A 13,017-nucleotide genomic window follows, 5' to 3' on the forward strand; every position below is an offset into this window, starting at 1 on the left:
CCCCCCCCCATTTTTCCCCCGCCCCCACTGTTTTTCTGCTATTTCTTGTGCGGAGGTTCCGCGCCATGTCCGCATCCGACCGTCGATCGTTCCTCAAGTTTCTTGCAGCAAGCCCCTTATTCGCTTCGGCGCTCGCTTCGCTTCCGGCCTTCGCCCAAACCCTGGATCAGGCATCCGACGCCCTCGATGTTTTCGATTTTCAGGCCGCCGCGCAGAAAGCCATACCGCCCGCCCATTGGGGTTATCTGATGACCGGGGTCGACGGCGAGGAAACACTCAAGGCGAATCGCGACGGCTATGCACACTATCAACTCAAGACCCGGCGCTTCGTCGACGTCAGCAAGATGGATATGTCGGTGGAACTCTTCGGCATGAAGTTCAACTCGCCGATCGTCCTGTGTCCCGTCGGCAGCCAGCGCGCGTTCCATCGGGACGGTGAAGTGGGAGCCGCTCGCGCCGCGCAGGCGAAAGGACATCTGCAGATTCTTTCGACGCAGACTTCCATCGCCGTCGAGGACGTGATCAAGGCTCGCGGCGGGCCCATCTGGTATCAGCTCTATACCACCGACAACTTCGATGCGACGACGAAACTCGTCAAGCGCGCGGAGGCCGCGGGCTGCACGGCGGTGGCGGTCACGGTCGATCTTCCGGCCGGGCGCAATACGGAAACCATGTCGCGGCTGCAGCGCACCGACACCCGCGTCTGCGGAACATGCCACGACGACGCGACCGGCACTTTGGCGAATCCCCGCGTCGGCGGCGGCACGAGCGCCTCGAAACCGATGTTTGCCGGAATCAATACGCAGGGACTCGGTCTCACTTCGCCGTCACTCACCTGGGATTTCATCAAACGGTTGAAAGACGTTACGAAAATGAAGGTCGTGATCAAAGGCCTCGAAACCCGCGAAGACGCTTCGCAGGCGATCGAGCACGGCGCCGACGGAATCATCGTTTCCAACCACGGCGGCCGCGCGACGGAAACAGGCCGGGGGACGATCGAATGCCTGCCGGAAGTCGTTCAGGCTGTCCGCGGCCGCATTCCCGTCATCGTCGACGGCGGCGTCCGCCGCGGCACCGATGTCTTCAAAGCACTGGCCGTGGGAGCAACCGCGGTCGGCATCGGCCGTCCTTATATATGGGGACTTGGCGCTTTCGGGCAGCAGGGTGTCGAGCGCGTTTTGGATATTTTAAACAATGAACTGCGGCTGGCAATGGCGGGCTGCGGGACCCGGACCGTGAAGGAGATCACTTCGGCGAGTTTGATCGAAGTTCGGCGGGGTTAAAAACTTATTGGAAATTGCATCATTCGAAGTTGATTCATTTCAAATTTCAAATGCAGAAACCTCGAATGATGCAATTTCCAATAGAGTGTTTTCTTCTTACTCTACGGTGCTCTCCGCCTTCGTAAATCCATTCTTGGCGTGCTTGATGATCCAGCGGATCACCCGGCCGTTGTTGTACACATAGCTCACGATGTGATTCAGCGTCGAGAAGCAGTGCAGCTCGCACTCCTTCTTCATTTCAGAAAGCTGCAGGGGATCGAACTTCGGCGCTCCGACCACACCCCAGTCGTGGGTGGCCGAGTACATCGGGAAGCAGGGAGCCAGGGTTCCGTCCGTGCGGATGATCAGCGTATTCCGTCCGGCGCGGCAGCCCCACGGCTCAATATCTCCGCGCATGAACTGCTTCATCTGGCGCAGGCGCGCCTTCTGATTGACGATCTTGTAACCCTGTTCGTGCTTCTCCAGGATCCAATCGATCAGATCGTCGACCTTCGGCTGATCTTCCGTCGTCAGGAAGGTGCTGTTCTCGTTGTAATGCTTGAAGTGGGGCGCGTCGATGATCGGCGATTCGACGATGTGATAGTCGATACCGATATCGTATTCCTTCGCGAGTTCGGTGAGCTGCCTGACGTCATCCATGTTCGTCCGGCAGATGCATACGTTGAAGAACACCGCGCAGGCGTACTTCTTCATGTTCTTGATCAGGTACTCGAACTGAGGACGGATCGGCGTCAATGCTTTCGCCAGGCCCGGTTTCTCGTCGATGCAATCCACGGCAAGATTGACCGTACCGAGACCCGCATCACCCAGTCGATCGATGACATCCGGCTTCATCAGGCGGCCGTTGGTCGGCAGGTACACGATGAAGTCTTTTTTCGATGCGTAATACACGATCTTATGGATGAACTTGGGCCGCAGCAGCGGTTCGCCGCCCATCAATGCGAGGAAGCGGTTGCCGATGCCGTGCAGCCAGTCGATCGACTTCCTGGCCGTCTGCTCGGTCATGCCTTTCACGCTGTTGTCGTATGACCAGCAGTAGTGGCAGTCGAGGTTGCACTTCCACTCGCTGAACAGATAAGAGATCAGGGGCTGGATTTCGCCCGGCAGGATGCGGTGCTTGAAGTAGGGAGCGCCGAGGCTCTTCCACATTCTCCAGGCTTTGAAATTCGAATACTTGCGATCGGTTGGCCAGCGCGGATACGTGTACTGCGGATAGATCGTCTCCGGCAAACCCTCTTCCTCGCCGACAAGTCCAGTTGTCGACCGTCCGGGAGCGTTCAGCAAAACGTCCCGGAGCTTCACATCCACTCGAAAATCTGGTGCTGCAGTTTTCTTGTCCGGCTCGTTAGAGATCACTCAGTCCTCCTGGTAGAGATGTCCAAATGAACGGATTGGTGTTGACCAAGCGAAGTGCAAAGTTTAGCGAATATTCCAGGCCTGTTCCAGCAAATCCGCGGAAGATTGCGGTAGTATACGCGAAGCGCAAGCGCGATAGCGCGCAGCCGTGATGATGTCATTAAGGAGGCATATAGATGTCGAAGGGAAGGCCGTATGTCCGTCTCACGCAGCCGTTGATCCAGGGCAAGCCTGCCGGTTGGGATGAAGCACTGGACTTCACGGCGCGGGGGTTGAAGTCCGTCGTCGAAAAGCATGGAGCGTCATCGTTCGGCCTCTTCAGCTGCTCGAAGGCGACGAACGAGATGAACTTCGCAGCGCAGAAGTTCGCCCGCGTGGTGATCGGCAGCAACAACATCGATAGCTGCAACCGTACTTGACACGCTCCCAGCGTCGCCGGTCTGGCGGCGGTATTCGGTGCGGGCGGTGGCACGAACTCCTATCAGGAGATCGAAGAAACGGACGTGATCCTTCTCTGGGGATCCAACGCGCGGGAAACGCATCCGATTTTCTTTCATCATCTTCTTAAAGGAGTGCGGAACGGCGCGCGTCTTTTCGCGGTGGACCCGCGGAGAACGAGTTCCGTTCAATGGGCGGACGTGTGGGCGGCCCTCGATGTGGGAACCGACATTGTGCTGGCCAATGCGATTGGACGCGAAATCATCGCGGCCGGCTTGCAGAATCACGAGTTTATCGAGAATGCCACGTTCGGTTTCGATGATTACAAGTACAACGTCGAGCATTACACGCTCGAATATGCCGAGCGGGAAACCGGCGTGCCCGCGCACATTGTCCGCGACATGGCGCACTCTTTCGCGCGAGCACACCGGGCAATGATCTGCTGGACGCTGGGGATTACGGAGCACCACAACGCGGTCGATAACGTCCTGGCGCTGATCAATCTTTCATTGCTGACCGGTCACGTCGGCAAATATGGAAGCGGTCTCAATCCGCTTCGCGGACAGAACAATGTCCAGGGTGGCGGCGATATGGGCGCCCTGCCGGACCGGCTGCCGGGATTCCAGCACATCGAGAATGCCGCATTCCGCGAGAAGTTCGACAAACTCTGGGGTGTGAAGGTTCCGGAGACGAAAGGCTGGCATCTCTCGCAGATGTTCGAAGCAATGCAGACCGGCGCGATGCGGGCGCTCTACGTGATCGGCGAAAATCCGATGCAGTCGGAAGCGGATCAGAGTCACACACGGCACCTGCTCGAGAGCCTGGATTTTCTCATTGCGCAGGACATCTTTTTGACGAAGACCGCGGAGCTGGCGGACGTCGTCCTGCCGGCCAGCGCCGCCTGGTGTGAGACGGATGGAACCGTGACGAACAGCGAACGCCGCGTGCAGCGCGTGCGCAAGGCGCTCGAGCCTCCGCCTGGCGCGCGTGACGATATTGAGATCATTTTCGAGCTCGCCCGCAGAATGGGACACGATTGGGGCCGCCCCGATGCAGAGAAAGTCTGGAATGAGGTCCGTGCACTGAGCCCGGCTTATGCCGGCATGAGCTATCAGCGGCTCGAAGAAAACAAGGGCCTGCAATGGCCGTGCTATGACGAGAATCATCCGGGCGAGATGTTTCTGCACAGCCGTCTGTGGGAACGGCCGGTGGCCGGCCCGCGTGTGCGGTTCGTTTCGGTCGATCATGATCCGCCCGTCGACAAGTTGTCCGCTGAGTTCCCGCTGCGCTTGACCACGGGGCGCCGGCTGGATGATTACAATACCGGTGTCCAGACTTCGGGCTACAATTCGCCGTTACGGCGCGGCGAGACGCTGGATGTCTCACCTGAGGATGCTGCAAAGCTTGGTGTCGAGGACGGTGAGATGGTTCGCGTTCACTCCCGCCGGGGAAGCGTCACGGTTCCGGTTCGCCGCGACCGGTCGCTGCGGCCCGGGCTGATGTTCATGACGCTGCACTTTCAGGACGACGTCGCGACGAATCTTTTGACGATCGATGCGACCGATCCCAAGTCGGGAACGGCGGAGTTCAAGGCGGCGGCGATCCGCGTGGAGCGCGTGGAGCGCGTGGAGAAGGTGTAACGGAAGTCGAGAAGTAATGGATATTCGCATTCACGGCCCCGAAGCCGATGACTCGGAACGTCAGGCGGTCGATTCGGTCTTAGGCGGACAGGCGCGGCCTCCGCGCGATCTTTTACTTCCGGCTCTGCATGCGGTTCAGGACCGCTTCGGATGGCTCCAGCCCGGGGCCCTCAATTACATCTGCATGAGGATGGATCTTCCGCCGGCTGAAGTATTTGGCGTCTCAACCTTCTACCATCTGTTGTCGCTTTCTCCCGCCCCCCTCCGAGTCGTTCACGTCTGCGATGACATCGCCTGCCGCATAAAGGGCGCGGAGGCGATCTGCGCGGAACTGGAAAAGAACGGAACGCCCTGGAAACGCAGCCCCTGCCTGGGACAATGCGAGCGCGCCCCGGCGACATTGACACTGGGAGGAAATGGGGGAAATGCGGGGACAGACACCAAACTCGTACTTCAGAATTTGGTATCTGTCCCCGCATTTCCCCCATTTCCTCCGGATGGACGGCTGGTCCGCCGCATCGGGAAAATCGATCCCGCGAGCCTGGTGGAATACGAACGCGAAGGCGGTTACCGCGGCCTCAAACGCGCGCTCGAAATCGGACCGGAAGCCGTCATCCGCGAAGTCACCGCTTCCAATCTTGTGGGCCGCGGCGGCGCGGCCTTTCCGACCGGCCGGAAGTGGGATGCTGTTTCGAAAGTTGCGGCCCGCCCGCACTACGTCGTTTGCAACGCGGACGAATCCGAACCGGGGACGTTCAAAGACCGCATCCTGATGGAAGGCGATCCGTTCGCCATCATCGAAGGCGTGACGATCGCAGCATTTGCGACCGGCGCCGAGCGCGGCTTCATCTATATTCGCGGTGAATATCCGCTGGCAATCGAACGCATTCAGGCGGCAATCCAGGCGGCCCGGGCCGCAGGTCTTCTCGGAAAGAACATTCTGGGTTCCGGTTTCTCCTTCGATATCGAAGTTCGCCGGGGCGCGGGCGCCTACATCTGCGGCGAGGAAACCGCGCTGTTCAACTCGATCGAAGGGAAGCGCGGCGAGCCGCGCAACAAGCCGCCGTTTCCGGTGAACGTCGGGTTGTTCGGCAAGCCGACGGTTATTAATAATGTCGAGACGCTGGCGAATGTCCCGTTGATTGTGACGGAAGGTGGCGCCGCCTTTGCCGGCATCGGAACTTCAGGTTCCACAGGTCCGAAGCTCTTTTGCCTGTCGGGGCATGTCGCGAGGCCGGGCCTATACGAGGTCGCCTTCGGCAAGACGCTGCGCGAACTGATCGATATGGCCGGCGGCGTTCCCGGCAACAAGCGCATTCAGTCGATTTTGCTCGGCGGCGCGGCGGGAGTGTTCATCGGGCCGGAGCGGTTGGACGTTCCGCTGACCTTCGAAGGGACGCGCGCGATCGGCGCGACGCTGGGATCCGGTGTCGTGATGGTTTTCGACGAGACGGTGGACATGTGGGATATCCTCAGCCGCATCGCCGAATTCTTCCGCGACGAATCGTGCGGCCAGTGCGTGCCGTGCCGCGTCGGCACCGTCCGGCAGAAAGAATTGCTGGGCCGCCTTCGGTCCGGCCGGACAATCGGATCGCAGGCGGATGAACTGGCGTTGCTGAATGAAATCGGCCAGGCCATGAGAGATGCTTCCATTTGCGGGCTCGGGCAGACGGCGTCGAGTGCCATCGAGTCCGCCCTGGTGAACTTGAAATTATGAGTACCGAAGATCCCATTTGGTTTACGCCCCCGCCGCGGCCGAGCAAGCCGCCGGCTGCGCCCGGCAAGGCGCCTGCAAAGCAGGTGGACATCACGATCGACGGCAAGGCGATGAAAGTTCCCGAGACCATGACCATTCTCGAAGCCTGCCGTTCGCTGGGCATCGATACTCCCACGCTCTGCTATCTCGAGAACCTCACACCTGTGAATGTTTGCCGCGTCTGCGTCGTCGAGCTGACCGGAGCGCGGACGCTCGTCCCCGCCTGCTCGCGCAAGGTTGAAGCGGGTATGGACATCAAGACCGATTCCGCTCGTGTGCGGCTTTCCCGGAAGATGGTGCTGGAATTCCTCGGGTCTTCGGTCGATCTTTCGACGGCTCCGCAGGTGCAGTCATACATCAAACGCTACGACGCCCATCCGGAGCGCTACGGCGAGGAGGCCGAGAAAGTTCATCAGCCGGTGAAGGTCGACAACGATCTCTACGTCCGTGATTACTCGAAGTGCATTCTTTGCTACAAATGCGTCGAAGCCTGCGGCAGCGACGCCCAGAACACCTTCGCGATCGCCGTCGCCGGCCGCGGCTTCGACGCGCACATCTCCACGGAAAACGATGTTCCGCTGCCCGAGTCGGCTTGCGTCTACTGCGGCAATTGCATCGGCGTCTGTCCTACCGGTGCGCTTATGTTCAAAAGCGAACACGAGCTGCGGAAGGCCGGCGCCTGGGACGAATCGAAACAGAAGCAGACCGACACCATCTGCCCATATTGTGGAGTCGGCTGCACGCTGACGCTGCATACGCAGGACAACCGCATCGTGAAGGTGACCTCGCCCATGGACGTCAGCGTTACGCACGGGCACCTGTGCATCAAGGGACGCTTCGGCTTCGAGTTCGTGCAGAACCGGGACTGAGGACGCACACGACAGATTGATCTGCGCTTTTAGTAGCGAAATTCCGCCCGAAAGAAGAAAATAGCCCCAATAATAGCCCCGGTCTGCGTAAAGGAGATTGGTTATGAAGGGATTGATCTACGCCTTGCTGGCGTTGGGACTGGTGTCCGGCGCCGCGGCGCCTGTCTGGGCCCATCACTCGTTTGCCGCCGCATACGACGTGACGAAGCCCGTCACGGTTCAGGGTACGATCACCAAGATCCGGCTCGAGAATCCGCATTCCTGGTTCTTCCTCGACGTGAAAGACGCCGGCGGTAAAATCCAGCAATGGGCGTTCGAGGCCGGCACACCGAGCGGCATGATTCGCAACGGATTCAAGCCGAATCTCATCAAGGCTGGAACCGAAGTCACCATCAAAGGTATTCACGCCAAGGATCCGGCGCAGAACATGGGCATGCTGCAGCAGCTCACGACGCCGGACGGCAAAGTCTACGGCCTGTTCGGTCCGCAGGAAAGCGCGGGTGCTAAATGAAGCGCGCGCTGATCGTGCTGATGCTGCCGGCTCTCGCGCTGGCTGTGATATCCATTCCTGCGGTAGCGCAGACGGCTAAGGCGCCTTCGGATGTTCCGCGGATGGCAGACGGACATCCGGACCTTTCCGGTGTCTGGTGGGGCGGAGCCGATGTCGGCGGAAAGCGCGGCGCCGCGCCCGGCGGAGCTCGTGGAGGTGGAGCGAGAGGAACACCTGCGCCCTCGTTCACGAGTCTGTACACGCCGGAGGCTGCGGCAACGGCGAAGAAACTCGGCGATAAAGACGACCCGACGTTGCGCTGTATTCCGACGGCGTTCGGAACGCTGAATGTCAGCATGTGGAGCGTCGGCGCAGTGGGGCAGATTATCTCGACGCCGAAGTTTATGGTGATCCTCACCGAAACCTATCACGGCTGGCAGCTGATCCCAACCGATGGCCGCCAGCATCGGGACGACGTTCCGCCGGCCTACCGTGGAGACTCCGTCGGACATTGGGAAGCCGACACGTTTGTGGTCGATACCACCAACTACACCGACAACACCTGGATGTTCGCGGAAGGCCGCGTCTCGCCGCACTCCGATGCCCTGCACATCGTGGAGCGCTATCGCCGCGTCGGCAAGAATACGCTCGAGATTGAGGCCAAGGTCGAGGATCCGAAGATGTTGACCGCGCCATGGACCGTGCCGAAGCAGACGCTCGTGCTCGCGCCCTTCGACCAGATCATGTCCCTGGCGTGTTCGGGGGTGGAGACCCAGTCACTCATGGATGCCGCCGCAAAGCAAAACGCCAAATAATTAAAGAGTTCTCGTCAGCGACCCCCTGCCCGCCGCTTCGCGGCGTCACTGTCCCCCTGTAAAGGGGGACAGCCGCGAAGCGGCAGGGGGTCGCTCACACACCCTGTCGAAATCGCTTTCCCTTGGATTTCCTCGCTGAAATCTCCCAGGCTTCGCGAATGTGGATTTCGAGCGCGTCGTCGCGAATCTTGTCCAACATGATGCCAACCCAGCCACTCGCACCGACGTAGGGCGGTTTGAAATACGTATCCGGGGCATCTTCGATCAGAGCAGGCTGAAGAGCCGGAGGCGCCGGCAACCATATGGCGATACGGCCGTCCTCGTGGTGATTTTCGGTGAATATTGTGAAAACGCCTTTGTCCTTCTGGACGAAAAAGGCCGGCGCGCCGTGCGATAGCTTTTCCGAAACACTCGGCATCGTGCTGCAAATCCGCCGGACTCGCTCGAGTGGTGTTTCGCGGCCCTTCTTGCTGGCTCCCGTTCGCTTTTCATTCATCGCCAGTTGCTGTGCCCGGAATTTCGCTATGCGTTCGATCAGTTTCACCGGCACCGGCTCCGAAAGGGGAAGCCGGATGGTGCTTTTGCGGAGTTCGTAACCGGAAAGCTCCTTTTTGAATGCCGCAGCCACCGTATCGCTTGCGGGATACAGCGAGTAGTGTTCCTTCCAGCCGGCGAAATACAGCACCAGCCTGCCATTCAGTTTGTACATCGGCATCTGGTACGAGAGCATTTCCTCCGCTTTCGGTACCGCCTTACGGATAGCGTCCCGCACGCGCTCCAGTACGGTCCGCACCTCCTTCGGTTTCGACGCGATGTACTCGTCCACGGATTTGAAGCCTGTTCCAGCCATACTCAAGACCAGCGAATTCAGTGTACCTTTCGGCTTACTGCAGTTCCTCGTTCGGCTGGAAATCGTGCAGCAGATCCGGATATCCATTCATGGCGAGCCGCGTGGATGGACCGCTGCCGCCGTGATGAGCGCGATGCCAGATTTGTTTCGGAACGTAGACGATGTCGCCCTGGCCGGCGAGGAAAATGGGCAGGGAGCCGATTTTGTATTCGATCTGGCCTTCAAGAATGAACCAGAACTCCCCGGACACTTCGTGGAAGTGTCCTTTATCTTTCGGATTATCTTTCTGCGGGTTGCCGCGGATGATGTTGGCAAATGCGCGGACGTCGGTGACGAAAGGTTTCTGTTGAAACTTACTGTCGGCGACCATCGTGTTGAAGTCGAAGTACGGGCGATTGAGTTCGTCATACTTCCCCTTGCCGGTGATACGGACCTTCAAGAACTCCATACCGGGAACGGGCGCCGGCGTCTCATCCAACGGATACATGACCTGGGTTCCCGCCGTTGTGACTTCCAGGAACAACGCAGGTGCATTGCCCACCACTTCCATGTTGTAAATGTTGCGGTACGGCGCCTGGACGAGAAAGCCCTTCGTGGCCACGAAAGGGTCCTGGCCTTCGATGTTGAACTTGACCTGTCCCGATTGGATCACCCACCACACGCGATTGTCCGGCTGAAATTGGCGCTTCGTCTTTGTCCCGGGAGCGAGCTGGATGTAGTCGGCATGAAGCAGGGAATCACTCACCACCGTTTCCTTCCAGGCTGTCTCCCGCTGGTGCGATGCGAGGATCTCGGAGAGCTTCCAGTGCGGCTTGTTCGGCGCCGTCCATCCTGCCGGCGTCGTGGGAACAGGCGCCCATACCAGCGTCTCACCACGCTGCTGCCCCAGGACGGTCCAGGCCGGAATCAGCGCGGCAACCATCAAGATGGCGAAGCGCAAGCGCGGCAGCGCGCAGCCGTAAATGGCGAAGCGCAAGCGCGGCAGCGCGCAGCCGTACACAATCAAGGCGACAGATTTCAGATAGCGCATTCGTCACTCCTTGCCGAGTCGTATTCCGAGTACGATAACGTACTTTTTCGCTCAGGCTTTCACAAAACTCAGTTCCCGAAAACCGAAACCATGCGGTTTGCGGCGCGCGCGACAGTTTGCGGAACCTCGCCCTTGACGAGCCAGGACACCGCAAAGGCCTCGATCGCGAACGCCTCGGGAATAAATATTGGTTCACCATGAAGTCCGTTTCGGATCGCAACTGCCAGGGCAATGATCATGACAGCGCCGCAGCCTCGGTATACGCGGTTGCTTCGCCGCTTTTCGACTGACTGCTCGGCAGGAGGACGGTCCGATCTTGGAAACAGCCACAGTGAGAAGAGAATGAAGGACAGGAAAAGGCAAACCGCCGACGTGTAGTGTACTGTGCTCATCCACGCTCTCCACCATGACAGCTTCAGTTCCATTGCTGGAGCATCGGTAGGAAACAGCACCACGCCCAGGGCCGCAAGGCCTCCGAGACTCCCGAGAATGCGATCTTCAATGACATGCTCGTACCCCGGATAAGTGAACAGGAAAAGCGACAGCGCGAAGATCACGCCGACAAATACGGCAACCGATCCCGTGTAGTAATACGCGCTAACAGATCCGAGCCTCACCCACTGTTGCAAAGGCGGCGTATGACGAAAACCAGCCAGCATATAAACCCCGAACGGCAGGCAGAGTCCAAGAGACCCGATGAGTTGCCTGTGTGCCTTCTGGGATAAGGAACCTGGCACGTCTGCCATCATTTTCCTCCTGGAACCTCACGGCTCCGTCAAAGTTGTTTAGCCGCAGATTACGCGGATTACACAGATAAGCGCAAAAATAGACTCATTGATGCGCCCATCTGCGTAATCCGCGTAATCTGCGGCTAAACCTGTTTTGCAGGGTCTTGCGGTGCCGCTGGAAATTCTGAGGTTATTTTTCCCTTTGATCAACTCGCGCGAGAAGCGTCCTCACCGGAGCGGAGGCTCCAACCATGACCCGAGGGTTTCTGGCTTTGAGATACCTATTGGTGCGACCTTAGCTGCGGCCGTTACGAGGTTCGTACGGCGACGATGGTGGATCTGATCAGCATGGAGTACAACATGGACTCCGACAAGGTTCTTGGCGGACCGAACTGGCTGGATTGGGACCGCTTCGATCTGCTCGCGATAGCGCCGCAGGGAGCAGCCGAGACAATTGTTTCGCGGCGGCCGTGCGCGATCGCGCTCAAGATTTGCCGCGAGGCGCGCCCGGTGCACGCCTGGCATATGGTTACCTTATACCAGTGCGGGGATATAATTTGTGATCAAGATGCTCGGTACAAACCGCCTGGTGCTGATGTGGATCGCCGCCGCAGCTTTCGGCTTGTTCTCGCCGCAAAAAATCGCATTTGGCCAGCCGCCGGCTTTCGACGCCGCATCCGTGAAGATTCACAAAGGCGGAGGCGGCACCACGCGCGAAATCGGGCCGGGCAGCCTCAGATACTTGAACATCACCTTGGGCGAACTCATCACCATGGCGTATGGCGGAAAAACTTACCAGATCGCCGGGCCGGATTGGGCTGTGAACAACGCCAGTTCGGACCGTTATGACATTATCGCCAAAGCGGATGGGAATGTGCCTCCAGATCAGATCCGCCGAATGATCGGGCCGCTGCTGGCTGAGCGCTTCAACCTGGAGTTTCATCGTGAGACCAGGGAAATGCCGGTATATGCGCTCACTGTTCTGCGAGGAGGCCCGAAATTCAAAGAGGGCGATGGCGGCGAATCAAATGTCGGCCCAGACGGTAAGGGCGGCATTTCGTTCAAAAATTACCCAATGGACGCACTTGTAACCCTGCTTTCCAATATGCCTGCCGTGGGCCGCTCCGTCGTGGACCGGACGGGGCTTGGCGGGAAATACACCTTCACCGCGAATCTGTTTGAGACTCCTTCGGGTATCGCTGACGTTAAAGCCGCTGTGGGCGCCGATGGCGATCCGGTATCGTCACCGGTCTTTTCCAACGTGCAGCTTCAACTTGGCCTGAAGCTGGAAGCCATGAAGTCGCCCATCGACATGATCGTGATCGATCACGTCGAGAAGACTCCCACCGAGAATTGACCGGGCCAGTCGGACGCTTGGATGAGGGGGGTGCAACCGGATCGGGGGGATGTGCACCTCAATTGATCAAGACCGACGGCAATGCCGCATTGGCCGGCAGAACTCCTTGCCTTGCGCCTGGCATTCAGGGCGCCAATGTCATGGGGATTCATTCGCCATACGCAACGACGATCTGGGACTACATCAACCGCGGCATGCCGTTCGGAAAGGAAGGTACGCTGAAGCCTAACGAGGTGTACTCACTGACGGCCTTCCTGCTTTATAAGAACGGTGTTATTCCGGAGGACCAGATCCTCGACGAGCACAGTCTGCCGCAGGTCAAAATGCCGAATCGGAAAGGCTTTGTGCTGCCGGATGGAAGCACGGAATGCCGCGTCCGTTTCCGAACAAGCCTTAACCGGAAGG

The 13,017-nt window shown here is 59.0% G+C and carries 12 protein-coding genes; 8 read left to right on the top strand and 4 right to left on the bottom strand.

Annotated features, from left to right (window positions below; translation table 11 throughout):
• Window positions 1–65: 65 nt before the first annotated feature.
• Entirely contained in the window at window positions 66–1,283 is a 1,218-nt protein-coding gene (locus tag VGK48_20355) for an alpha-hydroxy acid oxidase (protein HEY2383533.1), read from the top strand.
• Window positions 1,284–1,379: 96 nt separating this feature from the next.
• Here VGK48_20355 and VGK48_20360 read toward each other — a convergent pair whose 3' ends face one another.
• Complete coding sequence (locus VGK48_20360) at window positions 1,380–2,639, bottom strand: radical SAM protein (protein HEY2383534.1); 1,260 nt, start codon at window positions 2,637–2,639, stop codon at window positions 1,380–1,382.
• A 176-nt stretch (window positions 2,640–2,815) separates the two neighbouring features.
• Here VGK48_20360 and VGK48_20365 point away from each other — a divergent pair, with 176 nt between their 5' ends.
• The 5 genes from VGK48_20365 (at window position 2,816) to VGK48_20385 (ending at window position 8,647) form a co-directional block, all read left to right on the top strand.
• Window positions 2,816–4,717 (top strand): molybdopterin-dependent oxidoreductase, encoded by a 1,902-nt coding sequence (locus VGK48_20365; protein HEY2383535.1) that lies wholly within the window; start codon window positions 2,816–2,818, stop codon window positions 4,715–4,717.
• A 16-nt stretch (window positions 4,718–4,733) separates the two neighbouring features.
• Window positions 4,734–6,434 carry an NADH-quinone oxidoreductase subunit NuoF gene (gene nuoF, locus VGK48_20370; protein HEY2383536.1) on the top strand — a complete coding sequence of 567 codons (1,701 nt, stop codon included), beginning with the start codon at window positions 4,734–4,736 and terminating at the stop codon, window positions 6,432–6,434.
• The gene (locus VGK48_20375; protein ID HEY2383537.1) at window positions 6,431–7,342 is read left to right on the top strand and encodes a 2Fe-2S iron-sulfur cluster-binding protein; all 912 of its coding nucleotides are present in this window, start codon (window positions 6,431–6,433) and stop codon (window positions 7,340–7,342) included. Before nuoF ends, VGK48_20375 begins: the two co-directional genes overlap by 4 nt.
• Before the next feature lie 103 nt (window positions 7,343–7,445).
• Window positions 7,446–7,853, top strand: a complete 408-nt coding sequence (locus VGK48_20380; GenBank protein ID HEY2383538.1) for a DUF6152 family protein — start codon at window positions 7,446–7,448, stop codon at window positions 7,851–7,853.
• Complete coding sequence (locus VGK48_20385) at window positions 7,850–8,647, top strand: hypothetical protein (GenBank protein HEY2383539.1); 798 nt, start codon at window positions 7,850–7,852, stop codon at window positions 8,645–8,647. Before VGK48_20380 ends, VGK48_20385 begins: the two co-directional genes overlap by 4 nt.
• A gap of 94 nt (window positions 8,648–8,741) precedes the next feature.
• Here the strand turns inward: VGK48_20385 and VGK48_20390 are convergent, their stop codons facing one another.
• The 3 genes from VGK48_20390 to VGK48_20400 form a co-directional block, all read right to left on the bottom strand.
• Complete coding sequence (locus VGK48_20390) at window positions 8,742–9,497, bottom strand: DUF1801 domain-containing protein (protein ID HEY2383540.1); 756 nt, start codon at window positions 9,495–9,497, stop codon at window positions 8,742–8,744.
• 34 nt (window positions 9,498–9,531) lie between these two features.
• Entirely contained in the window at window positions 9,532–10,527 is a 996-nt protein-coding gene (locus VGK48_20395) for a cupin domain-containing protein (protein HEY2383541.1), read from the bottom strand.
• Window positions 10,528–10,595: 68 nt separating this feature from the next.
• The gene (locus VGK48_20400) at window positions 10,596–11,273 is read right to left on the bottom strand and encodes a hypothetical protein (GenBank protein HEY2383542.1); all 678 of its coding nucleotides are present in this window, start codon (window positions 11,271–11,273) and stop codon (window positions 10,596–10,598) included.
• A 550-nt stretch (window positions 11,274–11,823) separates the two neighbouring features.
• On the opposite strand from VGK48_20400, the gene VGK48_20405 reads away from it, so the two are divergent.
• Together VGK48_20405 and VGK48_20410 are read left to right on the top strand one after the other, a co-directional pair.
• Window positions 11,824–12,612 carry a TIGR03435 family protein gene (locus VGK48_20405; protein HEY2383543.1) on the top strand — a complete coding sequence of 263 codons (789 nt, stop codon included), beginning with the start codon at window positions 11,824–11,826 and terminating at the stop codon, window positions 12,610–12,612.
• Between the two features lie 62 nt (window positions 12,613–12,674).
• On the top strand, window positions 12,675–13,017 hold a 343-nt coding region (locus VGK48_20410; protein HEY2383544.1), incomplete at its 3' end, for a hypothetical protein.

It is taken from the genome of Terriglobia bacterium (assembly GCA_036496425.1).
In the GTDB taxonomy this organism is placed as follows: domain Bacteria; phylum Acidobacteriota; class Terriglobia; order 20CM-2-55-15; family 20CM-2-55-15; genus 20CM-2-55-15.